The following is a 25723-nucleotide window of genomic DNA, read 5'->3' as shown; positions in this document are numbered from 1 at the left end:
CATCGATGATTTAGTTCATCTCTTCAAGGAATGCTTTTTTAAAGATATCCAGAAGATATTCAAGTGTGATGGGATCACTATAAGTGATCGCTTTCGTATCTAATTCTATGACTCTATTGTTTTTAACCGCAGGGATATTCTTCCACGTCTGTGTTTCCAGGAATGAACCGTCCCCGTCCTGGTTTTTACTAAGGACGATATAATCCCCCGCGAACTCAGGAAGGACTTCGGTGCTCAGAGCATAGTAGCCTGGTCCTAATGCATTTTCTTTCACTTTTTCAGGCATATTGAGTTTCATGGTCTGATAGAGTAATTCCGTGCCACGGGCCCAGTTGTTCCCGAATACATAAGCGGACTTCGTATCATATTCAAAGACCGATATGGTGGCGTCTTCACCAATCTTTTCTTTAATCTCTTGCCCTGCTTCTTCGGCACGGGCGGTGAAATCATCCACCCATTCATTTGCTTCCTTCTCTTTATTGAGAAGCTTGCCGATTTCAATCTGTTGTTCCAGGTAATCCAAGTTCCCCCATGTATAAGCAACCGTAGGAGCGATTTCACTCATCTTATCGATGTTTTTCGCTTGTGACCCCACAATGATGAGATCAGGTTCCAGCTCAACGATTTTCTCGATATTGTCTTCGGACACGACTTCAATGCCTTTCAACTTTTCTTGAAAAAGGGGATTCTTATTTGTCCATTCATCGACTCCGACTATTTTACCTTCCAAGGCAAGGACATTTGGTGCGTTTGAAAGGGCCACGATACGCGTTGGATTGGCGGGAACCTCAACAGGTCCAGTTTCAGATTCATATGTAATCGTTTCAGGTGCGTCGTCTTTACCTTTGCCTTCTTTTTGTTCTGTCTTTGAAGACTCGGTGCTGCCACAGGCTTGAAGGATGAAAACTGCCATAAGCAGGAGAGGGATCAGTACTTTTTTCAATTTGGTTTCCTTCTTTCTAATTAATATTGATAATCATTCTCACCATAGTAACAATATACTAAGAATGATAATCATTGTCAATAAGATTTGAGCAGGGGATAACTTACTTTATTGCAACCCTCCCGAAGTCGGAATAGACTTCCGTTGCCGAAATGTATCAAGTGAGATATTTGGATATTTTTCTAATTTTCGCACTAAAATGGGCATTAAAGTTGGGACTTTTTAATGGTGATATACAATTGGTCAAATTCCGTTATAATAATGAAAGAAGATTGATTTTTTAATATTGAAAAAAGTTGAAAGTGGGGATGCAATACCGATGCATCATTCTGAGTTATTGACCGGTCTACTGATTAATCTCCTTGTCATTTTAATTGTCATTTTGCTGTTGAACTTTCAATTTCTATCCAGGAATAAAGTACATAAAATTCACATGAAACCTCTTTCGATTTACTTGATCAGTTCGTTTCTTATGATTCTAAGTCTGGGTTTGTCCGTCCAGTTGGAAGATGGATTCCTCTATGACTTGCGGTTTATCCCTTTTCTACTGGGGGGGATTTATGGAGGGAAACGGGTACTGCCGTGGCTTGCAGTCACAATGATTGCCATCCGCGTCCCTATGTGGGGACCGGGGGTGGTCGTTACGGTGATCATGGCAGTCTTTTTCACCGCAGTGATCCTGTATCTTCGCCCCAAAATGAAGAATAAAGCATTGAGAGTGAGGGTCTATTCGTATACGGCTTTGTCGTTCGGTTATTCGGTTCTTTCCTTATGGATTCCGGCGTTGATCGTTGGATTCGGTCAGCCGATCTCGTTCCCGATCTATACAGCGGTTCTGACAGGATCCACGTTTTTTGTCTGTTATTTATGTGAGATTATTCGAACAATCAATATCTTTCAATTGAAGTCGATCAAATACGAGAAAATGCAGGTGGTCAGTCACCTTGCTGCCAGCATGAGTCACGAAGTCCGAAATCCTCTGACAACGGTGAAAGGCTTCCTGCAGTTGATCAATGAAGATCCATCCAACATCACGACCAATAAAGAATTATCCCAGGTCGCCGTCAGTGAAATCGACCGTGCCACAGAGGTCATCAACCAGTATTTAAACTTTGCAAGACCCCATCCGGAGCTGGAGGAGGAAGTGGGGGTCCGGGATGAAATCAATCGCTCAAAGGAAATCATCATGCCCCTTGCCGTCAAAAAAGGCATCACTCTGAGAGCGAATATCCTTCACCACGATTCAATCAAGGGTGATCCCAACAAGCTGCAGCAAATTCTCATCAATGTGATGAAAAATGGCTTGGAGGCGATGGAAACGGGTGGGACGCTCCGCCTCTTCAGCTATCATGAAGAAGAAAAGGTATTCATCGTCATTAACGATACAGGAATGGGCATGACGAAAGAACAACTCATGAGACTCGGAGAACCGTACTTTTCCATGAAAGGAAAAAACGGAACCGGCCTCGGCATGATGACCGTGTTCCAGCTCGTCGAAGGCATGAAAGGCACCATCAATGTCCTAAGCAAACCGAACAAAGGCACCTCCGTCATTCTCTCCTTCCCCATCTATAAAGGAAAGGGCGAAGGCACAACATCATCCACCCCTTCCCAAACAACAGAGGTCCGTCCCTCACTGCATTAAGCACGAGGGACGGACCTTATTTTGAGAAGTTTTAGGTTCTTTGATTTCTGAAGAAAATTCGACACCCCGGCATGATTATGTAGAAAAGTGGCATGATTTACGGAATTCAAGCACGATTATTCTTTACCCCGCATGAAAAACGTTCATCTCGCATGATTTTTTCCAATTCCGCATGATTACTGTACAAACCGGCTGAATGACCAACTTTATTACGGAAGAAAATGATGGTTGTTGATTTGCGATTGGGAGTATTATCCACCTCGAAGAGACTCTTTATTCTATACAACACCTCATTTTTTATTAAACGTGAATACAGGAACATTGCTGAAGAAATTCATTCCGAAACTTCATTTATGAACCACTTTCCAAATAAATATGCTCCTTATTTCATTTCACAGGTGTCCTCTGAGACTGCATCCTCGCAGAGGGCTCGTTTCTTCTGTAAAATGAAAGCAAAAACAAATAGAAAGAAGTGAAGCTATTGATCAAATACAAAAGTCTTCATCATGTTAGCCTGACCGTGACCAATCTTGAAAAAGCACAGGAGTTTTACGGGAAGACCTTATGTTTAAAGGAAATCCCCCGACCGGACTTTGGTTTTCCAGGTGCCTGGTATGAGATAGAAGGACAGCAGCTCCATTTGATTGTCGACCCTTCCTCCCAGACGATTCGGACGGACAAGCATTTATCCAGCAGGGAGGGTCACTTCGCCCTTCGCGTAGAGAACTACCATGATACTCTCAGGTGGTTAAAGGAAAAAGGGGTGGAAGTCCTGGAGAAACCTCAATCCAAAAGTGGATTTGCCCAGATTTTCTGTGCAGATCCGGATGGGAATTTAGTAGAGTTGAATGTGGAGCAAAAAGATTTGTAAGATAAAAGAAACCAGCAGGAAGATGCCCCTGTTGGTTTTTTTATGATATGATTACAAAATATGGATAAAAAAATGTAAGAGGTGTCGAATTGAAAGGGGTTTCTACTTATTCAGAAACAGAAAGGTTAATCATCAGACCGTTAACCATCAGTGACTATCAAAACTGGCTTACTGCATTTGAACAAAGACTAGCATCTCAAACGAGGCATGATGAAGGCAGAATGGATATGAGTGAATGCACGGAGGAATGGTTCACCAACTTAGTGGTGAAACACCAAAAATTAGCAGAGACGGACGTGGCCCACGTATTTGCAGTGTTTCGGAAAGAAGATCAAACCCACTTAGGAATGATTGATTTTTCCACGCTGGCTCGGGACGATTTTCAGTGGGGGAGGCTGGGATATACGATACATAATCAGCATTGGAAAAAGGGTTATGGAAAAGAGGCAGTGAAAGAAGCCTTAAACATGGCTTTCACGAAATTGAACTTCCATCGGATCGAAGCTCATATCAACCTCGACAATATCCCCTCTATGAAACTGGCAGAAAGCGTCGGGATGGAATTCGAATGCGTGAGGAAGGGGTTTATTTTTGAGAACGGAGAATGGACGGATCACCTGATCTATTCTCTTCACTCTACGCAAAGGAGGAACTCGTCCCAAGAGATGATAAAGACCTCCTCTAATGCATAGTAGATTGCTCTAGAGAAAATGAAGTACCTGGACATGCAGATACCATGAATGGCGTGTAAATTTGTCCATAAAACGTTTTATTTTCACAATCGGATTTATGGTGATGGGTGCCTTTCTTTCACATATCGGGATGTTCTTTCACATTATTGCCTCGGCATTAAACTCTTTGCATCGGGTGAAATCATGTCGACCATTGATATGGGGAAGGGGAATAAAACGGGGAGTGCGTTCTTAATCCTTGTCACTTCTGCTGTTATATACGTTGTTGGGAATTAACCAAGCATAATTTGAACACGCCAGAAAGGATGACACATGATGCTTGAAACGGTCTTCGGAATCTTTATTGTTCTTTTTATATTGGGGCTTTGTTTTATGATCATCGTTTGGAGTGTGCGATCTTTATATAAGAGTACAAAAAGATTAAGAGAAAATAGGGATTTAGAGTTACGAAAAGAGATAGAAATGTTAAAACAGCGGGTGGAATTACTTGAGAGTGAGGCCCGGAAGTCGAGTGTTGCCACGTCAAGAAATCTGTAAGAAAGGAGTGTTCCCCTGGTGATCTGGTTATTCGTTTTAGGTATGACATATCCAGATTTAACGGAGCACACCATGAAGATAGATGAAGCGAATAAAAATACCAATGTGCACAAAAACGCAGGCGTTTCGTAAAAAAATGGTCAGAGGCTATACGCCCTGACCACTTCTCATTACCCTGCTGTTGTTTGGGATGTTGTCTTGCCGGCAGCATGTGGCTTGAACGCAGTGGCAAGGATCACAACTATGCCCCCGACTCCGATCCAAACAAGCGTAGACACGGAAGAACTCCACGTCAATCCCTTCCCGAAGAAGAACAATTCACGCAAACCTTCCACCATGAATTTCATTGGCAGCCAGGAATAGAACCAATCTCGGTAAAATGATGACATCATTTCAGGAGCCATGGCAAGTAGCGGGGCCCCGAAGAATAGCATTAAGACAAAAAGGGGCATGCCCTTAATGCCGATCAGAGATAGAATCGCTGAGATCATCAGGAAAAAGCTGAAGGACGTAATGCTCAGGAACAAGGCTGTATCGGTCACATCAGGAATATGAAACCCGATCAGTCCATCGGCTAAAAAGGTCAGGCTAAACCCTACGATAAGGGCAACAACCGCCCCGATCAGGATCTGGATGCACTTCGCAGCAAGCTTTTCTTTCCGGCCGGCAACGTTCATTTTGCTGACAGCCAGATAGATGATCGCTGCACTTGCCATACTCGCCATCCAGAGTGGCTGGAATAAGGAAACAGGTGCATTTCCGTTTGCACTGTTCGTTCCGATTTCATTGACGTTCATCACGTTTTTCGTAATGGGGGTGATCAGTCCTGAAACCTGTTGTGGCGTCAAGGTGGCTCCCTGCTTCTCAAATCCTTCAAGCAACTGCCCGCGGATTGTAGTGTTCATGTTATCAATGACTCCATTTAAGATCTGTCCGGCAGCAGTCGACGCCATCGTATTCATCCCTTGGTTAATAAAGATGTCCACTTCTGCAGAAGCCGGGGCCGGTGTTCGTAATGAAGCCTGCTTCGCACTGAAATCTTCCGGAATGACGAGTGCTGCATAATATTCTTGATGGTCTAACCCTTTTTGAACAGCTGATGTGCTTGAAACGGGGACCCATTTCACGGCAGGTTCTTCATCACCCGACTTCGATTGCACCTTCTCAATGAGCGTTTCTCCCATATTCATCATTGATTGATCCGGCATTTGAAATCCTTCGTCTTCATTCACAATTGCAATCGGCAGATTTTTCGGCTGAGGCTGAACCGATGGGAACAGGGTCAGGGAAAAAATAAAGATGATGGCTAGTGCTATAAGGGGGGATGCAAGTACCAGTTTGTTTTTAAAAATGGACATGTGTAGACCTCCTCCCTATTTAAAAGTGAGTAATCACTCACAATTCATATTACCTGCTTTTTTTAGAAAGTCAATAAAAAAGTGAGTGATCACTTATTTATTCCGCTTGTTCATCACTAGTAAAAGGGTAATTGACAGAATTTTCTAATCTGATATATTGGTAATTGTTAGCAGTGAGCATTATTGGGGGTACAGTATGAAGAAAATCAAACAATCCGGCCTTGAAGCCGTTCTAATTATAATCGGAATCTTACTCGTCAGTGCTACATCAGGCCTGTTCAAAAACCAGGCATTTTCCCTTATTACATATACAGAGGAATTGGTTGCTTTATGCAAAGAAATAGTCGAACCCCATAAGCTGGTTTACACAAACCCCATCTCGGATATAGAACGGCCGTTATTCCCGATCATATTGAAAGCCTTCTTGAGCAGTGCAAGAATTTTCTTCTTATCACTGGGGTTGGCACTCTCGAGTTCGCTCCTTCTGATGATCCTCTATTTTTCAGTAGGCAAAACAATGCGCAAATGTATTCAGGGAGTCTCTTTTTATCTCGCTTCGCTGCCTGATATTTTTATCATCGGGATCCTCCAGGTGGTTGTCATCTGGTTTTTCAAGCAGACAGGCATTCTACTGGTCGATGTCGCTTCCTTGGGGAAAAATCAGGTCATCCTGTTCCCTGCAATCACGCTCTCGATCCTTCCAACGTTCTTTTTCCTGGGATCGATGGTGTCTTTTTTGCAAGAAGAGGAGGGACTGCCTTATGTGGAGCTTGCGAAAGGGAAGGGGCTCGGCAAATTCCGGGTCATGTTCATCCATATGATGAGAAATGTGCTGGTCAGCCTAACTTATCACGGCAAGCAAATCATCTGGATGATGTTATCAAATCTATTAATCTTGGAATATCTATTCAATGTGTTCGGAGTCACCTCGTTTTTATTTTCCTATAACACGCCTGCTATTTTTGCGATTACTTCGATCATGCTATTCGTTCCGTTATATTTTCTACTAAAAGTCATGCAGTTTGTGATTTCGAGAAAAATAGGCAGGGAGATGAGTCTATGAGAACCTGGAACCGGCACCATTTCACCATTAGCATCAGTTTACTTTTCATCGTCGTTCTGCTCGGTTGGAGTATGGTCTTCTATTTGACGGATTGGGAAATCCCAAATACGTATATCCTCTATGATGACGAGGCCAATATCATCGGGGATGCGCCGTTCCCTCCTTCAGCAGACTTTCCATTCGGGACGGACCGGGAGGGGGATGACCTATTTTACAAAGTACTGGAGGGAGCACAGTATACCATCGGCGCAGCGATTTTGATTTCCCTCCTCAGTTTCATGCTTTCCTTTGTCATTGGGGTGGCAGGAGGGTTCACGAAATCGAGGGCAAAGAAGTGGACACAATCAATCTTTACGTCCTTTTATTTCATCCCCCAATCAATCATCGCCTTCAATATGTTATACCCCTTACTATGGGAACCTTTACAGGGGTTTGAAACAAGTTTCACAGAACGAGTCGTCTGGCAGTCGATCACCCTGGCCGTGATCACGGCCCCGACAACGGCGATTCTCTTATCCAATGAAACCCGGCAGATTCTCGACAAAGAGTTCGTCACCTGCGCACAGGTGCTCGGTGGAAGTAAGGTCTTCCTGTTCCGGAAGCATGTTCTTCCACACTTGAAGCCGAGGCTCTTTATCATTTTTCCAAAAATCATGATCCAGGTGCTTCTCATCATTGCCCACCTCGGATTCTTTGACCTATATTTCGGTGGCACCGATGTGTGTTACGGCCCAATGTGCCCGCCACCACAACCCTTCGTCCAGGAATGGGCGAGCATCATGTCCATGAGCTACGTCGAATTGACCAATGCCTGGTGGATCTTTATGATCCCGATGATTTTCTTCGCTTCAACGATCCTGTCATTGACGGGCATTGCGAGGGGACTGGAGGGATTGTTGGAAGAAGATGAGGTGAAGAGTGTTTCGGACAAAAATGGCATGGCTGAACGGAGAGAAAATGGTCCGTTGGTGGAGAGTGATTTTTATTTTGTCGATCGGGGAGCTGATGAAACGTACTGACCACAGCATGGTTTAATGAGCAATTTCGTTCATGGAAGTCTGCTGAGAGCAGACTTCTTCTTTATGATAGTCCTCAAAATAAAGAAATTCCGACAATCCGGCATGAATCGTTGGTATCCCGCATGATTAATCTGTATCTCGCACGATAACGATAAATCCCGCACGATTTCCGTCAAATCTGCATGAAAATAGTAAATCCCGCATGATTATCTCACTGATCCAGAGAAAATCCTAAATAGATAGAGTCCTTCAAGCGTTCTTCTTTCCGCAGCTTCCAAGTCTGTCTGGGAGCATGATGAAATTAGACGCGAAATTCGAAATAATGCCTTTCCCTTTGTCATGCACCCCCACAACCTTTCATATTCATAGAAAAGGAAAGGAGCTGCTTCCATGATCATCTCAATCATTTTCTACCTTATGAACAAATACCGAAAACAAACGGTCCAGGTCCTGACCTTGGAAAGCTTTCTTCAAGCTTCGGCTCTCCATGAAGAGGTGGGGAAGAAGAAGGGTATGGAGGTGATGGTGACGGAGGTGAATAGTGATTAACAATAATCTCCTAAACAACCCATTCCACCTTTCTGGTATATTTATAGTACAATGAAGGAGAGAAACACGGTGAGGGTAGGGGAGATGGATCATGACTTTGAAAAAGATGAAGAGTATTCTGTTCATGGTACTCGGGTTCATAGCCTTAGTGTTCGGAATTGCCGGCACGGTTCTGCCCGTTCTGCCAGGTGGGCCGTTTTACTTATTATCGGCTTACTGCTTTGCGAAGAGCTCCAAGCGCATGGAAGCCTGGTTCAAGAATACTTACATTTATAAAAAATACGTGGTCGCCTTCCTCGAAAAAAAGGGAATGACCCTGAAAGAAAAAATCAGGATCAACGTGACGGCTGATTTCTTTATTCTGCTTTCTGTTCTGTACGTGGATATCCTCCTTGTCAGGATCATCTTAATCGGACTCGCTTTGTTTAAGCATTATTATTTTATAAAGAAGATCAAAACGATTCATCCGGAGTCGTATCAGGTGGAAAAGAGCCAGTGATCTGTGGGGATTACGTATCAAGGAGTTCCTGGATACAATGATGAAAAGATATCTATTAAAAAGAGATTTCAGAGGGTTCAAAAAGGGTTCTCATTTCTATTTGGTTGTTGAATCTGAGTATATCGGCATGAAGGAGTATGTATTACGAACGCAAGATTTATCCAAGAGAATGATTATCTCTGAAAAGGAAATGGAGAACCATTTTATTCGTGTGAAATAAAAGACCCGTCTTCAAGGAGACGAGTCTTTTTTTAGTGATAAGTTCAAGAAGATTCGACTTAACTGGCAGGAATCCGGTTGTATCACTGTTATAAAATGCAATGACCACATCGTAGACTTCATGAAAGGGTTGAAAGGGACCGCTTCCCTTTCAACCCTTTTATTTAATCTATGCTGATCTCATTGATTTCCATATAACCCGCAGGACTGATGGTGAAATCCTTCACGCCTTTTCGGACGGCTGCCATGTTTTCGATCACTCGAACCGGAATGTAGACGGCGTCTTCCATTTCAATCTCCTGGGATTTCGCGTAAAGCTCGATCCTTTTTTCCTGATCCTTTTCAGAGCGCGCCTCTTCAATCAACTGATCGACTTCATCATTGCTATAGAAAAAAGTATTTCCAGCTGGTCCATGGGAACTGCTGTGGAATAGATTGTATTGATTATAGTCTGCATCTCCTGTGGCATTTCTCCAGCTGATGATGAACATTTCTGAATTGCCGCTTGTGGCTTGTTCTACAAAGGTTCCGTATTCCTGGATCTGAATGTCCAGTTCGATGCCAATTCCTTTGAGCTGGGATTGCATGACTTCTGCCAGACCGATTCTTTCTTTACTATCCATAGTGAGGAGGGTGGTCTCGAATCCATCTGGATAGCCTGCTTCAGCCAGGAGTTTCTTGGCTTCATTTACATTATACTCATATGCTTTCATTTCGGGATGGTAGCCGAAGACTTTCGACCCTAATAAGGAGTTCGCTTTTTTCCCGATGTTGTTAAAGACACCTTTCATGATGGAATCCATTTCGATGGCATGGGATATGGCTTTCCGGACACGGACATCATTGAACAGCTCCTTTTGTACGTTGAACCCGACGTATTCGGTTCCAAAGCCTTCACTGCGGTAGACGTCAACGTTACTGGAGGTCTTTACGGAGGCCATCATATTGACAGATAAGGGTTCAGCGATATGGGCTTCACCAGTTTCCAACATGGAAATTCGAGTTGTCTCCTCGGGTACCACCTTGAAGACGACTTCCCTTACTTTGGGTTGATCTCCCCAATAGGATTCATTTTTGTGAAATACGATTTCTTTTCCTGTTTCCCAGGATTCAAATACGAAAGGACCTGTCCCAACCGGCTCCTGGATAATGTCCTTCCCATATTTGTCGATGGTCTTTGGACTGATGATTCCTCCTTCATGACTTGCCAGGATGGATAATAGAGGAGAAAAAGGCTCAGATAAAAGAAGTTGGACGGTATGATCATCGATGATTTTGACTTCCTTGACCATTTTGAATACAACCGCTCGAGGGGAAGCCACCTTCGGGTCGGTTAATCGGTCAAACGTTTTTTTCACAGCTTCTGCGTTAAACGGTGTTCCATCATGAAATGTGACATCTTCTCTTAGCTTGAACTCCCACGTAGTGTCGTCAAGCTGCTCCCACTCCTTTGCCAGAAGTGGCTTGATTTTGGCGTTTTTATCTCTGCCGACAAGGCCCTCATAAATTTTTCCGTGGGTCACACTGGCCGCATTGATCGTGGACATAAAATGGTGATCGAGATTCTCCACATCGGATTGGCGGACAATGACCAGTCGATCATTTTTCTTGGATGCATGTCCATCGGCTTGATCATCCGAATTCGCCCCCATATTGGTTGAACATCCGCTTATTGTCAACAACACCCCCAGAACGACCATCACCAGTAACCTTACCTTGATACTCGTACCTTTCATCTTCATCTATACATCCTCCCTCCGTATTGAGTTAATTATAAGAATTTTCAGATATATAAAATTAAGATATCTTTACTGATTTTTTTGTTTTGTTGACCTTTTTGTTTTGGGAGGATGTTTTGATAACGAAGGATGGGATTCTTCCGTGGTTCTTAGGAGAGGTGACACTTTACTTGGAAGTGAGGGCTTATGAGGAAAGGGACCAGTTCCTATGCTTTCAATGCAAGCACAATAACCGGTCCCTTGCTTTCTAATCAATTTTTTTGTCGAGCATTTCTTTAAGTTCTTTGAGCTCTTCCGTCGTCAGGTTTTCGTCTTCGATGAATTGGACGAGAAGGGATTTGGTGATACCTCCGTATATACGGTCGATGAAGGAGCGGGTTTCAGCCCGTTGGCACTCGTGCACGGAATAGAGTGGTGTGAACGTGTAAACGCGCTTGTCTTTGTCTACTGAGATGACTTGTTTTTTGGTTAGGCGGTCAAGCAGGGTACGGATCGTTTTCGGTTTCCAATCTTCATCCTCCTGGATGGCCGTGCAGACCTCGTTCGCCGTCATGGGCGACTTGTTCCAGAGGACTTTCATCACTTCCCATTCCGCTTCGGTGATGCTGGGCATTTCTTTTGACATGTTAATTTCCCTCCTCAGCAGATAGCACCCATTCGGACGCTTTATTTCAATACAATCCTATATTTGTTTAATATCGACATGGTGATTTCGGCGGCTTGACTACCACCGGCTTGGTCTGTATTTGTGGCAAAAAACCAGGTGTCGTCTTTGGTTTCAACGAATCCAATGAACCATCCATTCACCGTTTCCCCGTTGACGATGCCGGTTCCGGTCTTACCATACAGCCTCGCATCCCCTTTTTCTTCCAGGGCGAGGGCGGATTTCACCGTTTCGACGTTAACAGGGTCAAAATGCTGTTCATTCGTGTAGAAGCTGCGCAGCAATTCAACCTGTTCCATAGGCGAGATCTTTAGGGATGACTCAAGCCAATAATCACCGACCCCACCTGAAAGATCCTTGTTTCCGTAATCAAGCCTATCCAGGTATGCAGACAGCTTGTCTTCTCCGGTTGTCCTGTCGAGGGCTTGGAAGTACCAGTTGACGGAATGCTCTATGGCTGTATCGAGTGTCTGATCTCGGTTCCACTCTTTATATTCATTTGGTTCGCCATTCCACTTAATGATGGAATCGCCAGGCGTAATTGAATTCACTTCAAGGCCGATCAAGGCGCTGTAGATCTTATAAGTTGAGTCAGGGGACACTCTCAGCCTGCTCTTCTCTTCATTGTAGATGTGATAACGGTCGTCCTTCAAGCTGTAAAGGACGGCGCTTCCTTTTACGTCATTGAAATAGGTATTCAAGCTCTCGTCAATGATCGGCTGATCCTTACTATCATAATAATCCTCGTCTCCCAATGCAAGGGTGAAGAAGGGAAGCTGCATAAGAACAAATAGCGTTGTCGCGACAAAGATTGCGATGCTTTTCATAAGTCTGAGACGTGAGTCCCTACGGAATGATGCAATATGACTGATCCTTTTCTTGATCTGTTTTTTCGAACCTGACAGCTGATTCGTCAATGTAGTGAACCTCGGCTGCTGCTGTTGCTCAAAAAAGGAAAGGATGGTGTGGCCATACTCCTTATATGAGACAGGGTCGAGGTAATGAAGGACGGCATCGTCACAAGCCAGTTCTCGGTCCACCCGCATCTCCCTGAAGGCTAACCAGATGAATGGATTGAACCAGTATACGATTTGGTAGAAAAGGAAGAGGTAATTGACTTTCGTATGATGGCTTTTCTCGTGCTGGAGTTCATGAAGGATGACATATTTTAGCTCGCTCAAAGGTGTATTCTGTTCGCTTCCTTTTGGAAGCAGGATGGTCGTCCTGAAGAAACCGAAAGTCAGCGGCGATTGAACCTGTGATGACTCCAATAAAGCGATTTTCTTCGTAATCCCGAGATCTTGCTTGCATTTTTCGAATAAGGAAAGGATATCTGTACTCCTTATTCTCCTGGCTGTCCCGGCAAGACGGTTCAACTGTAGATGAGAGCTGAGAAAGAAGACAGCGAGCGCGATAATGCCCGCTACCCAGATTAGCAGGAAAACCTTATTGAGATTCGAATAATCGAACTGATTCACCGACGTGCCGAAATCCTGCATCCATTGGCCGTTAAACCCGGAATTCCCTTGGGACGTTCCGACAGGCGTTATGGCGTGGGAGTTTCCTGACGCTACGTCCATCTGTTTTCCAAATGAAATCAACCCCTTTGGAAAAATTGGAAGGGTCAGGGCAGCGATAAGTAGCAACCACAGATGATAGCGCCAGGCGGCCGACAGTCGGAATCGCCGAACAAGAAAGATCACGGCAATGGTGATGGTCGAGAATCCGAATGTTAGTAACATTTGTGGCAAAATCATTAACTTACCCTCCTTTGTGAAGCAACCTCGTCAGTCTGTAATCCCATTATACAATGTGATGGAAAAAAAGAAATTGACATGTTTTGATTACAATTGTAGTATATGACTACACGTGTAATCTGTCAATGAGCTCAAAACAGATTACATCAAAAATAATAAGTGAGGGATTAGGATGACATTTACAAAAATGAAGAAGGTTTTAGGGACGTTGGCATTGGGAGCGTTGCTTCTTGTGGGTTGTTCAAGTACCGAGAGTGTGGCAGAGCCAAAAAAAGAGAAGGAAACACATATTGGTTTTAAGGCGCTTGAGAAGGAATATGATGCAAGACTTGGGGTATATGCACTCGATACGGGAAGCGATCAATCTGTTTCCTATCGTGGCGATGAACGTTTCATCTACGCATCTACCCACAAGGCCCTGGCTGTAGGAGCACTACTTAAGAAGAAATCGATTGAGAACCTTGGCGAAAAGATCAAATATACGGAGGATGACTTGGTCAACTATAACCCCATCACGGAGAAGCATGTTGATACAGGGATGACTTTAAGGGAGTTGAGTGATGCCTCTATCCGTTACAGTGACAATACTGCAGGGAACCTTATCCTTGAAGCCATCGGTGGCCCTGAAGGATTTAAGGAAGTCCTTCGTGAAATCGGTGACGATGTGACGGAACCTGAGAGAATCGAGCCGGATCTGAACCATGTAGAGCCTGGAGAAACCAGAGATACAAGCACGCCGAAAGCACTCGCTGAAAGCCTTCAGGCATTCTCACTTGGTAGTGCTATCCCTGCAGAGAAGCAAAATCTTCTGAATAACTGGTTGAAACAAAATACGACAGGCGATGCCCTGATCCGTGCTGGTGTACCTAAAGGATGGACAGTCGGGGACAAAACCGGCGCAGGATCTTATGGCACTCGCAATGACATCGCCGTCATCTGGCCGCCTGATGGTGACCCCATCATCCTTGCCGTCCTTTCCAGTCGCGAAAAAACGAACGCTAAGTATGACGATGAACTGATTGCCAAAGCGACAGAAGAAGCGATGAAACAGCTGGAAAAGAAATAAAGCATGGTTTCTCAACATTTAATGCACCAGGAGAAACTGTTCTAATTCCTGATCATAAAGGTTGGAGCCATTCAAAAAAATGACACACCAATAGAATATACAGAACCGCCTTTATCAAAAGAGTATAGAGGCGGTTTTATTTGTTTATAGGTTAATGATGAAGCAGCCCAAACAACAAAACAATAATGGAGCAAGAGGCTCTTTGAAAGAACGGATAAGGTATTAACAACTTGAATTGTCATGATATAGTCAATAAGAAAAGATAGAATGGGGAAGAATTTATAAAAATTTAAGACTTTTCTTATCTCCTGGTTAGATGTAGGTACTAGTATTTATTAATAGAACGCAAACAACGACTTTTTGAAGGTGAATTTTATGTCGATACGCAAACGACTCTTTCTCTCTAATGTGGCGATGGTACTCATGCCACTCGTCATGTTTATTCTTTATTTTATTCTACTTAATGTACTGTTCAGCGATCATATGAAGTTTCTCAGCAACGAGTATCACCGCGGGTGGGAAAAACAACCGGCGGGACAGGAGAGTCCACTGTTTAACCAGCTCAAAAAAACAGCTTCCTTGGAATCAGAGAAATTTTCAAATCAGACATTCCTTGATTCGATATCGAACGAACTGAAGGAAGAACACGCAGGCGTCATTATTCGCAAAGAAGATAAGCTCTTGTATACATCAAATCGTGTAAAGGACCTGACTTATGACGAGCTTCCTGTATTCGGTCAAGAAGGTTATTTCCCTGTGGCTCGGCTCGAACATCAGCAATATGAGGTAAGGCAGCATGATTTTTTCTTTAAGGACGGCTCGGAAGGATCAATTTTTCTCTTAAATGAAGGGGTGCCATTTATTCAAAATGCGAGAACGTTCTTCCCTGTGATTGCTTTCGGAATAGTGATTATATTGGTATTGACCAACGCGACGCTCACCTATTTCATGTCGCGAAGAATTCTAAAGCCGGTCAATCAGCTGTCGGCAGCTGCTTCGAAAATTAGAGAAGGTGAACTTGATTTCAAGATGGAACCTGCAAGTAAGGATGAATTAGGAAAGCTCGTAAAAACCTTTGATGAGATGAGAGGGAAGTTAAAGGAAGCGTCAGAAATCAGGGAACAATATGAAAAGAATCGCAGGGAACTGATCGCGAATATATCACATGATTTAAAAACACCGATCACCTCCATTCGAGGCTATGTAGAAGGGATTAAGGACGGGGTCGCAAATACGGAAGATAAGCTTGATCGATACCTGGATACGATTCACGGGAAGGCGGAACACATGAATCGTTTGATTGATGAGTTGTTCCTTTATTCTAAGTTGGATGTCCAAAGCCTTCCTTTCGATTTTGAAGAGATCGAATGGAAAGCTTTTCTGGAGGATTATTTGGAGGAGCTGAGACTCGAATTAAGGGAAGAGAATGTTCAAATTTCCATGCAAACGGTGGAAGGTTTCAGTCCGACTGTTAGGGTTGATCCAGATAAAATGATTCGCGTGATGGACAATATTATTTATAATAGTGTGAAGTATGTGGATAAAGATCGGTGTCACATTCGCATTTCTCTGGAAGAGAAGGAGGAAATGGTTGAAGTGAAGATTGGGGATAACGGACCGGGCGTTCCTGCAAACGAGCTTTCAAGCATATTTAACCGTTTTTATCGAAGCGATCCTTCCCGGAATTCAAATTCGGTGGGAAGTGGTCTTGGTCTCGCCATTGCCGCCCAAATTATAAAAGCGCATAGGGGGAAGATTTGGGCAGAAAGTTCTTCCGGAAACGGATTATGCATTCATTTTACACTGCCACTATTCGATGAAGAAGGGGATAGACGATGAGCCGAATCTTGATTATAGAAGATGAACGCAGCATTGCAGAGCTGGAGAGGGATTATTTAGAAATAGAAGGATTTGAAGTGGAAATGACTTCAGACGGAAACACCGGGCTTGAAGCGGCGCTGAACCACCGTCATCAGTTAATCTTGCTTGACTTGATGCTTCCCCATATTAACGGCTTCGAGCTCTGTAAGCAAATACGGAAGAAAACGGATATTCCCATTTTAATCGTTACGGCGAAAACGGAGGATATCGATAAGGTCCGTGGTCTTGGTCTTGGGGCGGATGATTATATCGTCAAGCCATTTAGCCCGAGTGAGCTGGTGGCAAGAGTCAAAGCGCATCTGGCAAGATATGAGCGATTGATTGGAAGGAATGCAAGTACCGATGATATTCAAGTTCGGGGACTTCACCTTACTAAATCCTCCCGGCAAGTGTTTATGAATGGAAAAGAGGTTTTATTGACGGCACGGGAATTTGATTTATTGACCTTTTTGGCGAGTCATCCTAACCAGGTATTCAGTAAGGAGCACCTGTTTGAACGCATTTGGGGTATGGACTCGATGGGAGACACGGCGACCGTCACGGTCCATGTGAGAAAAATACGCGAAAAAATAGAATCAAATACGGCTAGCCCCCAATATATCGAAACAGTTTGGGGGGCGGGCTACCGCTTTAAAGGATAATGAAAACCCATTCAGGTTTCTTTCTAAAGAAACCTGAATGGGTTTTTTTCGGAACATGTATATCCCCAGTTTAGAAATATTTAATCATTTCTTTAGTGGGAGTTTATATATGCCGGCTACACTTAAACGTGTAAGAGGTCAGTGAAAAGGAGGTGATGAAAGATGAAACTTACACTCAAATCTAAAAGGTGGCTTCTCATCATTCATATATTATTCGCGGCTATTATGCTTGGAAATATGGTCGCTTTTCTTATTTTTAGTATGACGGCTGCCTTGGCCGGGGATAAAGACATTGTTCAGGCATGCTATCAGGCGATGCATATCCTTTCAAAAACGTCTGTCAAAGCATCTACCATCGCTACAACCGTGACAGGGATTCTTCTTTCCCTTTGGACGAAGTGGGGATTGGTCCGATATTATTGGATTCTCGCCAAGGAAGGGCTGACAGCGCTTGTGATCGGTTTAAATTTATGGGGCATGTATGCCTGGACTTTGGAGGCGTTGAGTTTATACAAATCAGGAGGAAGCAGAGAAGACATCTTTGACGTACAGATTGGCCTATGGGCAGGAATCCTGATTCAAATCGTTTCACTTGTTCTTATGTATATCATTTCAGTATTTAAACCATGGGGCAAACGAGTTAAGGTGACCTCATAAAAAAATGAAAGGAGTTGATTCTAATGTATCATTGGGGATATTTCCCTCCATTCGGAATGGTTTTCTTCTTATTAGTCATCGGTTTCGTTCTTTCAAATATCGTTATTTGGCGACGCCGCAGTGGGATGTGCTCCAGATACTCACATCACGCCCTGGGAATACTCGACAAACGATTGGCTGCAGGAGAAATTGACCTGGATGAATATGAGAAAATGAAGGAAATCTTACAGAAATGACTTCTTGGAAGCTATTGACGGAACAGTTCATTATGCTAAATTCGGGTCCAAACTGATTCAATTCACGAACGATTATGGAACCTTTTTGAAGGATTTTTATTCATAGACACGAATAAAGAATATATCCCGAATAAAAAAGGAGCGTGTTACTATGAGTAATGAATTCCTTAATAAGGAAAAAGTAGCGGATTTTCTTAAGGCTAACAGAGAGGATTTTAAACAAAAACTCTTATCTGAAGCTGTCAACGTTGGTAGCAAAATCAATGATATTCTAGAAAAAGGAAACATCGATCTATTAAAGAATGCAGAACTATTAGCTCACTATATCGTTGAAAACAGAGAAGAAGAGCTGATTGAATTTGCAAAAGTAGAGGGGGTTGCATGGGCGCAACATTCTCTCACACTTGCATTCAAACTGGAATGGGTACATGCAATTAGAAGAACGTTATGGCATTTCCTGTATCAATATGAAAATAAGAATGAGGATCATGAATCTCCCAGAAAGAAATTCTTTGACTTGGAAAAAAGTATAAATGACAGGGTGGATCAGTTTCTGAATAATTTCTTTATCAGTTATTCTGATTACAAGGATGACCAAATATTGTCTCAGAAAAAGCTGGTGGAAAATCTATCCGTACCTATCATTCCGATTAATAGCTCGATTGCGGTATTGCCTTTAATTGGAATGATCGATACCCACCGTGTGAATACACTGGAAGAAAAAGTGTTGATGGGGATCAGCTCTATGAAAATTCAAACCCTTATTATTGATTTATCGGGTATTGCCGAAATGGAATTGGATGTCATTTTTCAATTTGAGAAGATCTTAAACGGAATTAATATGATGGGATGCAAAGCTGTTCTTACAGGGCTGCGGGTAGAGCTTGTCAGAAAAATAGTTGATTCAGGAGTGGCATTTGACGGTCAAATAGAGACAAAGGGGACATTACAGCAAACACTCAAAGAACATCTGGTGTTGGAATCAGGAGTGCAAATTTAATTTATAGAGGCCAAAAGCTGAAGATCAATCACCTGATCTCCAGCTTTTTTTTGGTCAATTCAAACAAGCCTATCCGACATCTTATCCAGCTCCAGCGGCAAGAATGCATACTCTCCGTCTTTCAAAATCTCCCGTTTTACTACGGGAACAGGTTGTTTGAAGAGTGGCCCGTCCACTACTGTGGTATGGAACTCACCACCCTCTCCGCAAGGGTCGATCCCGCGTGCTTCAAGCTCCTTTATGTAATCATGGGTTAATGTTCTGCCTAAATCCTCTGAGCGCATACCCAAAGATAAATTAACCGTTACAACGATGGATGCAAATCCCAGATTGATGAACTCTTCGACAGCTTCACGATGGTTCATTCCCCATAAAGGCATCCCAAGCTTCATGCCAGCATTCTTTGCCATTTTTTCATGCCAGCAGCCGTGTTCGGGCATATCAAGGTCTCCCGTTACTAACACTTCTGCTCCTTGTTTCTTTGCTTTTTCTAATAGGGTCATAAAGACTTTTTCATAATCTGTCCAACTGGCCGCTGCTGTGAATACAGGCAAACCGATCGAATCCGCTTGTGCGCGGATTAACTCCGGTGGCATCCCGTGTGACCTTGAACGCTTGCCTTCTTCCTCCAACATTACAATCAGGCCGATCGCATCTCCGTCTTTTGATGCTTTGTAGAGGGCTAAAACACTATCTTTTCCTCCGCTAAACGAAGTGATGAATGAATGCCCCCGAGCACCATGTTTCCATTCCATTGATTCTGTCATTTTTTCCCTCCTGAATGATTTTTACTATTTTCATTATATCTAGTATTCTATCACGATAGGGCTTTGTAGATAAGGTTATACCATCCTGTAATAGTAGATGGCTTAGTCCAAAAAAGAGAATAAATGTCGTCTATGCCCGCTACTATGGTGGTTTTATTTTCTATGAATCAGAACCTCATTAATTGCCAGTAATATCACCACTAATCCACTGGACACGAAAAAGCTTATCCAGGTCGATTGGATCGAATTATAGTTTAGGAGGGATATCAACCCAATCCCTAAACCAATCAACGAACAATACGGGACGAGCAACGGAACCGATTCTTTATAAAAAATGACCACCAACATGGTAGGTATGATTGCTGCATACACCTGGGCAAAAAAGAAGATGAGCTCCATCAGACTCGGTGACAAGATCGAGCTGATGAGAAACAGTAAAAGAGATAGTACGCCGGACACCAGGCAGGTTTTTTTTATTTGCAGGTCTTCACTCCAATCGAACCGATGATTCATCATATTACGGATGAACATGATCGATGTGGCATGGAGTTCCGCTCCCACCGTTGAGGCAATGGCACTGAAGCAGCATCCGATAAATAAGAGAAGAAGGAACAGTGAGTCTATTTTCTCTACAAGCTGACTCAAGATCGAGTAAATGTTTTCAAACCCCTGCCCGTAAACGGCGATCAGAACAATGGCGGTGAAGGCGAGGGGGATGGTCGCCCATATGAGTCCCGCCATCATAAAGGAGGTCCGGACCTTGGATTTTTCAATGATATAGATGCGCTGCCAGCTCGCCCGGTCGATCAATACTTGTCCAAATCCAATCAGCAATGCTGTAAGGATGAACAAGGTGATTTCGTTATGTTTAAGAAATAATAAATAGGGATGATAAAGGAGTAATCCATCGTAAACAGGAAAAATACCTTTTTGAATAAAAAAATAAACGGGAATCAGGATGACGGCAGCAAATATAAATGAAATATGAATTCCCTCAAAGCGTTGGATTTGCTTCATGCCCCCTAAAGACAAGAGAAAGCAGTACAGAAAGAAAAAGAGTAATCCTACATAGATCGGTGTTTTCAGAAGGAAATGAAAGAGAACACCTGCCCCGAGTGCTTGTATAAGCAGAGAATCCAGGCTTGTCAGGAGCAGGATCCACATGACGAACCAGTATGACCGTCCCCGGAGTCGCGCCTTCAAAACATCCCCAATCGTCATGGAGTCTGGAAAACGTTCCCTGATATAGGGGGTGATCCATCCGAATAGAAAGAGTGCGATGGCTCCCATCATGGCATATCCGATTCCACCGAGAAGTCCATATTTCACAAGGGTTTCAGGGGAAGACAAAATCGTGTTGCCTGTCACCCATCTGGCGAGGAGGGTGACGACTCCATAAGCCACTCCAAATGAGATGGTTCCTTGTATATACTCACGATATGTCCGTGGCTTCATTGCTTATCCCTTCTCTCTTATCCGGTATTCTCTTGGAGTGCATCCCGTTTGCTTCTTGAATAATGAACTGAAATAATGCTGGCTGCTGAATCCGCACTCCTCCGATATAGAGGAAATGGACTTTTCTGTCTCCTGCCGGAGTAATCGCTGAGCGGCCTGGACCCTGAAATTATTCAGGTATTCAGAGAAGCTGATGCCCATTTCTTCGTGGAACTTTCTGCTCAAGTACGTACCGTTGATATGGATCTGGTTCGCAAGGGATGAGAGGGAAAGCTTTTCGTTGTATTGTTCATGGATGATCGTTAATGCATCCTGGACGATATGGGACTGGATGGATGCATATTTATATTGGTCCAGAACGTGAAATAGTTCTTCTTCAATAATCGGTTTTGTCAAATAATCCTTAGCCCCGAGACGAAGGGAGGCTTGGGCATAATCGAATGATTGAAAGGCCGTCACCATGATGATGTCAATCTGTTCATCCTTCTTCATTTCCATCCCAAGTTCGATCCCGGATTTACCAGGAAGCTGGATGTCGAGTAATGAAAGGCGGACCGGGAATTCGGTGAGGACTTTTATGGCCTGTGATGCGTCCGCTGCTGTATGAATGGTCCAGTAGGGATATTTCTCATGGATCATATATTCGAGCTGCTCCAGTTCAAGGGGCTCATCGTCAACGAGTAATAGATGCATTCCCTTTCCTCCTTCATGACATATTATTATGCTCTCTTTTTGTACGTGGCCAGAAGACCTGGACGCTTGTTCCTTTGGCTTCTTCATTCAGCTGAATGAGGATGTCTTCTTCAGGAAAGAGCATTTGCAATCGTTTCTTTATATTGAGTAATCCAATTCCCCGGTCACTCTTATGATGATTCAACCGGTCAGAATCTGTTGCCGTGCTGTTCCATACCTCTAAGTACACCCTGCTTATTTGCTCATGGAGGAGAATGATCAGTTTACCTTGACCGGGATTTCTTTCAAGGCCATGTTTAAAGGCATTCTCAACGAGTGTTTGCAGGAGATAAGGGGGTACGAGGTATGTTTTGCAGCTTTCTTCTACGTTCCAGACGACATCCAATCGGTCTCTGAATCTGAGTCTTTGGATGTCGAGATAATATTGAGTGTATTCAATTTCCTCTTCAATTGTGATGAGGGGATCTGTCTGTTTATATTTAAACTTGAAGTATTTCGATAACACTTCGATGGCGGAAATTAGTTCCTGTTTCCGATTCAACCGTGCCAGGCTCAGAATGATATTCAGTGTATTGAAAAAGAAATGGGGCTGGATCTGTTGGTTCAATTGATTGTATTTCGCTTCCTGCAGTTCCTGCTTCAAAAGCAATTCATTCTTTTCCTTCTCCAGCTGATCCAATCGTTTTTCAAACAGAAAGAGAAATAATAAGCTAAAAGCCCCAATGATTGGGGCTAATACGGACAGCATAATATAAAAAGAAAAGGATTCCTGTGTAATCATATGAAGAACTCCTATAGGAATGAGTCATACTTTCTATTTTATAAGAAAATGTCGATTCTGAACATATGTTCAGACATAATGGCACCTTGTAAAATGTTCCCCATGCCCCGTCATAGTAGGAAGTTCTTGTTTACACAAATCCGTTGCCAGGGGGCATCTGGTATGAAACTTACACCCAGGCGGTGGATTAAGTGGGGAAGGAACGTCACCCTTTAACAGAATTCTTTCCTTCTTCTTTGAAAAATCGGGTACCGGAATCGCAGAAAGTAAGGCCTTGGTATAGGGATGAGTAGGATGTTCAAACAGTTCCTGTTTCGTCCCAATTTCGACTACTTTACCGAGATACATGACGATGACCCGATCTGATATATGTCGGACGACACTTAAATCGTGAGAAATGAAAAGGTACGTTAATTTCAATTCCTTCTGAAGCTTCTTGAGCAGGTTCAGAATTTGTGCCTGTATGGAAACGTCCAGTGCGGATACAGCTTCATCACAAATGATCACTTTCGGATTGACGGCGAGAGCCCGTGCGATTCCGATCCGTTGTCTCTGACCCCCACTGAATTCGTGGGGGAGACGGTCCAGAGATGTAATAGGAAGCCCCACATATCCCAGTAATTCCTTCATCCGTTCCTCTTGCCTGGAAGGGGGAAGGACCTTTTGGATGGACATGGCTTCTTTCAGAATCTTTCTGACGGTTTGTCTGGGGTTCAAGGAGGCAAACGGATCCTGGAAGATCACTTGAATGTCGCCCCTCAACTTCCTTAATTCCTTCTTTGACAGACTGTTTAACTCTATACCATTGTATTGAATGCTTCCTTCTGTCGGTTTATCGAGCTGTAGGATGGCACGTCCGGTTGTCGATTTACCGCAGCCTGATTCTCCTACGATACTGAGGGTTTCCCCTTCGTAGAGGGTGAAGTGGATGTCATCCACGGCTTTTACCACTTGTTTCGGTTGGAATAAGGATTCCCTTTTGACAGGGAAATACTGCTTCAGTCCTTTCACTTCAAGAATCGGCTTTTTCTCGGTCATTACTGCGGTCATGTCATTTGCACCTCTTTCTCGGCGTTATATAAGAAGCATCTGATTTGGCTTCCGTCCTCTAATGAATGAAGTTGTGGTTCTTCCTCATGGCATTGCTCAGTCGCCAGGGGACAGCGGGGGGAAAAGCGGCACCCCTTGGGCATATCATATGGGGATGGGACATTGCCCGGCATCGTTTGAAGTTCTTCCTGGTCTTCATACAACTTCGGTAATGAGGAGAGAAGACCATTCGTATAAGGATGTTTTGGGTGTGAGAATAATGCTTCCGTCGAACTATACTCCACTACCTGTCCCGCATACATGACCGCCACTTTATCACATAATTCGGCCACCACTCCCAAGTCATGGGTAATGAAGATAATGCCCATATTCAATCGCTTCTGAAGGTCTTTCATCAGCTCAAGGATCTGGGCCTGAATCGTTACATCCAGAGCAGTCGTCGGTTCGTCGGCGATCAGGACCTCAGGGTTACAGGCAAGGGCCATGGCAATCATGACACGCTGTCTCATACCACCGCTCAGCTGAAAGGGTTCTTGTTTCGCCCTTTGCCGGGGCGAGGGGATGCCGACTAATTCGAGCATCTCGACGGATTTCTCCCAAGCCTCTTTCCTCCCAAGCTTCTGATGGACACGTATGGCTTCGGCAATCTGTTCCCCAACGGGAATGACAGGGTTCAAAGACGTCATCGGCTCTTGAAAGATCATGGAAATCTGGTTGCCACGAACCTTCCTCAGTTCGGAGTCGGACATTTGAAGGATATCCTTTCCTTTCAGTTCAACTGTCCCGTCCACAATTTTTCCGGGAGGGGAGGGGACAAGGCGCAGGATTGACAGGGAGGTCATACTCTTTCCGCAGCCTGATTCGCCAACGATCCCAAGGGTTTCCCCTTGATGAAGGACAAAGTCGATGCCATCCACGGCTTTCGTCACTCCTTTTTTCGAAGTGAAATGGGTTTTTAAGTTTTTTACTTCCAGGACCACATTTTTACTCATGTTTACCACTCCTAATTAAGTTCGATTCGCTTGTTAAAGAATCGGTATAAAACATCCACGAATAAATTGACAATCACAAACACCAAAGATGCGACCAGGACCCCGCCTTGGACCATGGGAAGGTCACGGGTGCGGATCGAGTCCACAATCATTCGGCCAAGCCCATTGATGGCAAACACGGATTCGATTAAGACCGTCCCCCCGAGCAGTGCCCCAAACTGAAGACCGACCACCGTGATGACGGGGATCAATGCATTACGGAGTGCATGCTTATAGATGATGGCAAAGCCTTTTAACCCTTTTGCCTGAGCGGTTCGGATATAATCCTGCCTCACGACTTCCAGCATACTGGATCGCGTCATTCTGGCTACGATGGCTGCTCCTCCGACTCCGAGGGTGAAGGCCGGTAAGATGATGTGCAGCATGCTGTCCCACCCGGCTACCGGTAAAAGGTGAAGCTTGACCGAGAATAGATAGATGGATAACAGACCGAGAAAAAAGCTTGGTAAGGAAATCCCTAATAGTGCAACAACCATGACAGAAATATCTGTAGCCGAGTATGGCCGGATGGCGGAAATAATCCCTGCGGTCATCCCAAGGACCACTGTAATGAGAATGCTGTAGAAGGCAAGCTCAATGGTGATGGGCAAGCGCGTCATGATTTCCTGGATGACAGGCTGCTGGCTCTTTAAGGATTCTCCCATGTCACCTTGAAACACATTCATGATGTATTCTCCGTATTGAACATAGAGGGGACGGTTCAGACCGAGCTCCGTGCGTAATTGGTTTATCGCTTCTTTCGATGCTCCTTCTCCTGCCAGTATGACGGCTGGATCTCCGGGAACCATTTGCATGATGAGAAAAACAACCAGGGTCACACCGAAGATGACGGGGATGATTTCTATTAATCTTCTGAAAATGTACAGTATCATTTCGTATTCCTCCTTAA

Annotated in this window: 27 protein-coding genes; 15 read left to right on the top strand and 12 right to left on the bottom strand. The window is 43.9% G+C overall.

Going from position 1 to position 25723, the window contains the following annotated elements; translation table 11 throughout:
* Nucleotides 1-10: 10 nt before the first annotated feature.
* Nucleotides 11-943, bottom strand: coding sequence for an iron-hydroxamate ABC transporter substrate-binding protein (locus BAA9072_RS01240; RefSeq protein ID WP_201712868.1), 933 nt, complete (start codon nucleotides 941-943; stop codon nucleotides 11-13).
* A 319-nt stretch (nucleotides 944-1262) separates the two neighbouring features.
* Between BAA9072_RS01240 and BAA9072_RS01235 the strand changes: the two genes are divergently transcribed.
* The 4 genes from BAA9072_RS01235 (at nucleotide 1263) to BAA9072_RS01220 (ending at nucleotide 4427) form a co-directional block, all read left to right on the top strand.
* Nucleotides 1263-2588 carry a sensor histidine kinase gene (locus BAA9072_RS01235; protein WP_201712867.1) on the top strand — a complete coding sequence of 442 codons (1326 nt, stop codon included), beginning with the start codon at nucleotides 1263-1265 and terminating at the stop codon, nucleotides 2586-2588.
* A 481-nt stretch (nucleotides 2589-3069) separates the two neighbouring features.
* Complete coding sequence (locus BAA9072_RS01230; RefSeq protein WP_201712866.1) at nucleotides 3070-3459, top strand: VOC family protein; 390 nt, start codon at nucleotides 3070-3072, stop codon at nucleotides 3457-3459.
* A gap of 89 nt (nucleotides 3460-3548) precedes the next feature.
* Nucleotides 3549-4151 (top strand): GNAT family N-acetyltransferase, encoded by a 603-nt coding sequence (locus BAA9072_RS01225; RefSeq protein WP_201712865.1) that lies wholly within the window; start codon nucleotides 3549-3551, stop codon nucleotides 4149-4151.
* 48 nt (nucleotides 4152-4199) lie between these two features.
* The gene (locus BAA9072_RS01220) at nucleotides 4200-4427 is read left to right on the top strand and encodes a hypothetical protein (protein WP_201712864.1); all 228 of its coding nucleotides are present in this window, start codon (nucleotides 4200-4202) and stop codon (nucleotides 4425-4427) included.
* A gap of 431 nt (nucleotides 4428-4858) precedes the next feature.
* On the opposite strand, the gene BAA9072_RS01215 is transcribed toward BAA9072_RS01220, so the two are convergent.
* The gene (locus BAA9072_RS01215) at nucleotides 4859-6040 is read right to left on the bottom strand and encodes a YhgE/Pip domain-containing protein (RefSeq protein WP_201713179.1); all 1182 of its coding nucleotides are present in this window, start codon (nucleotides 6038-6040) and stop codon (nucleotides 4859-4861) included.
* Between the two features lie 202 nt (nucleotides 6041-6242).
* On the opposite strand from BAA9072_RS01215, the gene BAA9072_RS01210 reads away from it, so the two are divergent.
* The 5 genes from BAA9072_RS01210 (at nucleotide 6243) to BAA9072_RS01190 (ending at nucleotide 9396) form a co-directional block, all read left to right on the top strand.
* On the top strand, nucleotides 6243-7109 hold the full coding sequence (locus tag BAA9072_RS01210; protein ID WP_201712863.1) for an ABC transporter permease subunit: 867 nt from the start codon (nucleotides 6243-6245) through the stop codon (nucleotides 7107-7109).
* On the top strand, nucleotides 7106-8128 hold the full coding sequence (locus BAA9072_RS01205; protein ID WP_201712862.1) for an ABC transporter permease: 1023 nt from the start codon (nucleotides 7106-7108) through the stop codon (nucleotides 8126-8128). The genes BAA9072_RS01210 and BAA9072_RS01205 overlap by 4 nt, the downstream gene beginning before the upstream one ends.
* Before the next feature lie 390 nt (nucleotides 8129-8518).
* Nucleotides 8519-8677, top strand: a complete 159-nt coding sequence (locus BAA9072_RS01200; RefSeq protein WP_201712861.1) for a hypothetical protein — start codon at nucleotides 8519-8521, stop codon at nucleotides 8675-8677.
* Between the two features lie 91 nt (nucleotides 8678-8768).
* Entirely contained in the window at nucleotides 8769-9176 is a 408-nt protein-coding gene (locus tag BAA9072_RS01195; protein ID WP_230980713.1) for a YbaN family protein, read from the top strand.
* Between the two features lie 37 nt (nucleotides 9177-9213).
* Nucleotides 9214-9396, top strand: coding sequence for a hypothetical protein (locus BAA9072_RS01190; protein WP_230980712.1), 183 nt, complete (start codon nucleotides 9214-9216; stop codon nucleotides 9394-9396).
* Between the two features lie 163 nt (nucleotides 9397-9559).
* Here BAA9072_RS01190 and BAA9072_RS01185 read toward each other — a convergent pair whose 3' ends face one another.
* The 3 genes from BAA9072_RS01185 to BAA9072_RS01175 all read right to left on the bottom strand — a co-directional run bounded on the left by BAA9072_RS01185 (nucleotide 9560) and on the right by BAA9072_RS01175 (nucleotide 13555).
* Nucleotides 9560-11131 carry a glutathione ABC transporter substrate-binding protein gene (locus BAA9072_RS01185; RefSeq protein WP_201713176.1) on the bottom strand — a complete coding sequence of 524 codons (1572 nt, stop codon included), beginning with the start codon at nucleotides 11129-11131 and terminating at the stop codon, nucleotides 9560-9562.
* A gap of 250 nt (nucleotides 11132-11381) precedes the next feature.
* Entirely contained in the window at nucleotides 11382-11759 is a 378-nt protein-coding gene (gene blaI, locus BAA9072_RS01180) for a penicillinase repressor BlaI (RefSeq protein WP_201712860.1), read from the bottom strand.
* Between the two features lie 41 nt (nucleotides 11760-11800).
* Nucleotides 11801-13555 carry a BlaR1 family beta-lactam sensor/signal transducer gene (locus tag BAA9072_RS01175; protein ID WP_201712859.1) on the bottom strand — a complete coding sequence of 585 codons (1755 nt, stop codon included), beginning with the start codon at nucleotides 13553-13555 and terminating at the stop codon, nucleotides 11801-11803.
* A 172-nt stretch (nucleotides 13556-13727) separates the two neighbouring features.
* Here BAA9072_RS01175 and bla point away from each other — a divergent pair, with 172 nt between their 5' ends.
* The 6 genes from bla (at nucleotide 13728) to BAA9072_RS01145 (ending at nucleotide 19036) form a co-directional block, all read left to right on the top strand.
* Complete coding sequence (gene bla / locus BAA9072_RS01170) at nucleotides 13728-14621, top strand: class A beta-lactamase (protein WP_201712858.1); 894 nt, start codon at nucleotides 13728-13730, stop codon at nucleotides 14619-14621.
* A gap of 375 nt (nucleotides 14622-14996) precedes the next feature.
* Nucleotides 14997-16460, top strand: a complete 1464-nt coding sequence (locus BAA9072_RS01165) for a sensor histidine kinase (protein WP_201712857.1) — start codon at nucleotides 14997-14999, stop codon at nucleotides 16458-16460.
* A complete protein-coding gene (locus BAA9072_RS01160; RefSeq protein WP_201712856.1) occupies nucleotides 16457-17143 on the top strand; it encodes a response regulator transcription factor in 687 nt (228 codons plus the stop codon). Before BAA9072_RS01165 ends, BAA9072_RS01160 begins: the two co-directional genes overlap by 4 nt.
* A 162-nt stretch (nucleotides 17144-17305) precedes the next feature.
* On the top strand, nucleotides 17306-17800 hold the full coding sequence (locus tag BAA9072_RS01155; protein ID WP_201712855.1) for a hypothetical protein: 495 nt from the start codon (nucleotides 17306-17308) through the stop codon (nucleotides 17798-17800).
* A gap of 23 nt (nucleotides 17801-17823) precedes the next feature.
* Entirely contained in the window at nucleotides 17824-18036 is a 213-nt protein-coding gene (locus BAA9072_RS01150) for an SHOCT domain-containing protein (RefSeq protein WP_201712854.1), read from the top strand.
* Nucleotides 18037-18187: 151 nt separating this feature from the next.
* Complete coding sequence (locus BAA9072_RS01145) at nucleotides 18188-19036, top strand: STAS domain-containing protein (protein WP_201712853.1); 849 nt, start codon at nucleotides 18188-18190, stop codon at nucleotides 19034-19036.
* A 59-nt stretch (nucleotides 19037-19095) separates the two neighbouring features.
* Here BAA9072_RS01145 and BAA9072_RS01140 read toward each other — a convergent pair whose 3' ends face one another.
* The 7 genes from BAA9072_RS01140 to BAA9072_RS01110 all read right to left on the bottom strand — a co-directional run bounded on the left by BAA9072_RS01140 (nucleotide 19096) and on the right by BAA9072_RS01110 (nucleotide 25706).
* Nucleotides 19096-19803: a Dph6-related ATP pyrophosphatase gene (locus BAA9072_RS01140; RefSeq protein WP_201712852.1), complete on the bottom strand. Its 708-nt coding sequence runs from the start codon at nucleotides 19801-19803 to the stop codon at nucleotides 19096-19098.
* A 153-nt stretch (nucleotides 19804-19956) separates the two neighbouring features.
* Nucleotides 19957-21258: an SLC5/6 family protein gene (locus BAA9072_RS01135; RefSeq protein WP_201712851.1), complete on the bottom strand. Its 1302-nt coding sequence runs from the start codon at nucleotides 21256-21258 to the stop codon at nucleotides 19957-19959.
* A 3-nt stretch (nucleotides 21259-21261) separates the two neighbouring features.
* Nucleotides 21262-21951: a response regulator transcription factor gene (locus BAA9072_RS01130; RefSeq protein WP_201712850.1), complete on the bottom strand. Its 690-nt coding sequence runs from the start codon at nucleotides 21949-21951 to the stop codon at nucleotides 21262-21264.
* A gap of 13 nt (nucleotides 21952-21964) precedes the next feature.
* Nucleotides 21965-22732 (bottom strand): sensor histidine kinase, encoded by a 768-nt coding sequence (locus BAA9072_RS01125; RefSeq protein WP_201712849.1) that lies wholly within the window; start codon nucleotides 22730-22732, stop codon nucleotides 21965-21967.
* A 69-nt stretch (nucleotides 22733-22801) separates the two neighbouring features.
* Complete coding sequence (locus tag BAA9072_RS01120) at nucleotides 22802-23782, bottom strand: ABC transporter ATP-binding protein (RefSeq protein ID WP_201712848.1); 981 nt, start codon at nucleotides 23780-23782, stop codon at nucleotides 22802-22804.
* Complete coding sequence (locus BAA9072_RS01115; protein WP_201712847.1) at nucleotides 23779-24774, bottom strand: ABC transporter ATP-binding protein; 996 nt, start codon at nucleotides 24772-24774, stop codon at nucleotides 23779-23781. Before BAA9072_RS01115 ends, BAA9072_RS01120 begins: the two co-directional genes overlap by 4 nt.
* An 11-nt stretch (nucleotides 24775-24785) precedes the next feature.
* A complete protein-coding gene (locus tag BAA9072_RS01110) occupies nucleotides 24786-25706 on the bottom strand; it encodes an ABC transporter permease (RefSeq protein ID WP_201712846.1) in 921 nt (306 codons plus the stop codon).
* Between the last annotated feature and the right edge of the window lie 17 nt (nucleotides 25707-25723).

The sequence above is a fragment of the Rossellomorea arthrocnemi genome (assembly GCF_904424705.1).
GTDB lineage: Bacteria > Bacillota > Bacilli > Bacillales > Bacillaceae_B > Rossellomorea > Rossellomorea arthrocnemi.
The sequence above is the reverse complement of the archived record's forward strand: the minus strand, read 5'-3'. Positions and strand labels throughout refer to the sequence as shown.

What these genes read in the sequence shown, in the direction of transcription:
- BAA9072_RS01200 (WP_201712861.1), top strand. Translation starts at nt 8,519, where the DNA reads ATGATCATCTCAATCATTTTCTACCTTATGAACAAATACCGAAAACAA.
- BAA9072_RS01115 (WP_201712847.1), bottom strand. Translation starts at nt 24,774, where the DNA reads ATGAGTAAAAATGTGGTCCTGGAAGTAAAAAACTTAAAAACCCATTTC.
- BAA9072_RS01190 (WP_230980712.1), top strand. Translation starts at nt 9,214, where the DNA reads ATGATGAAAAGATATCTATTAAAAAGAGATTTCAGAGGGTTCAAAAAG.
- BAA9072_RS01185 (WP_201713176.1), bottom strand. Translation starts at nt 11,131, where the DNA reads ATGAAAGGTACGAGTATCAAGGTAAGGTTACTGGTGATGGTCGTTCTG.
- BAA9072_RS01150 (WP_201712854.1), top strand. Translation starts at nt 17,824, where the DNA reads ATGTATCATTGGGGATATTTCCCTCCATTCGGAATGGTTTTCTTCTTA.
- BAA9072_RS01165 (WP_201712857.1), top strand. Translation starts at nt 14,997, where the DNA reads ATGTCGATACGCAAACGACTCTTTCTCTCTAATGTGGCGATGGTACTC.
- BAA9072_RS01155 (WP_201712855.1), top strand. Translation starts at nt 17,306, where the DNA reads ATGAAACTTACACTCAAATCTAAAAGGTGGCTTCTCATCATTCATATA.
- BAA9072_RS01125 (WP_201712849.1), bottom strand. Translation starts at nt 22,732, where the DNA reads ATGATTACACAGGAATCCTTTTCTTTTTATATTATGCTGTCCGTATTA.
- BAA9072_RS01120 (WP_201712848.1), bottom strand. Translation starts at nt 23,782, where the DNA reads ATGACCGCAGTAATGACCGAGAAAAAGCCGATTCTTGAAGTGAAAGGA.
- BAA9072_RS01220 (WP_201712864.1), top strand. Translation starts at nt 4,200, where the DNA reads ATGGCGTGTAAATTTGTCCATAAAACGTTTTATTTTCACAATCGGATT.
- BAA9072_RS01205 (WP_201712862.1), top strand. Translation starts at nt 7,106, where the DNA reads ATGAGAACCTGGAACCGGCACCATTTCACCATTAGCATCAGTTTACTT.
- BAA9072_RS01210 (WP_201712863.1), top strand. Translation starts at nt 6,243, where the DNA reads ATGAAGAAAATCAAACAATCCGGCCTTGAAGCCGTTCTAATTATAATC.
- BAA9072_RS01145 (WP_201712853.1), top strand. Translation starts at nt 18,188, where the DNA reads ATGAGTAATGAATTCCTTAATAAGGAAAAAGTAGCGGATTTTCTTAAG.
- BAA9072_RS01235 (WP_201712867.1), top strand. Translation starts at nt 1,263, where the DNA reads ATGCATCATTCTGAGTTATTGACCGGTCTACTGATTAATCTCCTTGTC.
- BAA9072_RS01110 (WP_201712846.1), bottom strand. Translation starts at nt 25,706, where the DNA reads ATGATACTGTACATTTTCAGAAGATTAATAGAAATCATCCCCGTCATC.
- bla (WP_201712858.1), top strand. Translation starts at nt 13,728, where the DNA reads ATGACATTTACAAAAATGAAGAAGGTTTTAGGGACGTTGGCATTGGGA.
- BAA9072_RS01175 (WP_201712859.1), bottom strand. Translation starts at nt 13,555, where the DNA reads ATGATTTTGCCACAAATGTTACTAACATTCGGATTCTCGACCATCACC.
- BAA9072_RS01140 (WP_201712852.1), bottom strand. Translation starts at nt 19,803, where the DNA reads ATGACAGAATCAATGGAATGGAAACATGGTGCTCGGGGGCATTCATTC.
- BAA9072_RS01135 (WP_201712851.1), bottom strand. Translation starts at nt 21,258, where the DNA reads ATGAAGCCACGGACATATCGTGAGTATATACAAGGAACCATCTCATTT.
- BAA9072_RS01130 (WP_201712850.1), bottom strand. Translation starts at nt 21,951, where the DNA reads ATGCATCTATTACTCGTTGACGATGAGCCCCTTGAACTGGAGCAGCTC.
- blaI (WP_201712860.1), bottom strand. Translation starts at nt 11,759, where the DNA reads ATGTCAAAAGAAATGCCCAGCATCACCGAAGCGGAATGGGAAGTGATG.
- BAA9072_RS01160 (WP_201712856.1), top strand. Translation starts at nt 16,457, where the DNA reads ATGAGCCGAATCTTGATTATAGAAGATGAACGCAGCATTGCAGAGCTG.
- BAA9072_RS01195 (WP_230980713.1), top strand. Translation starts at nt 8,769, where the DNA reads ATGACTTTGAAAAAGATGAAGAGTATTCTGTTCATGGTACTCGGGTTC.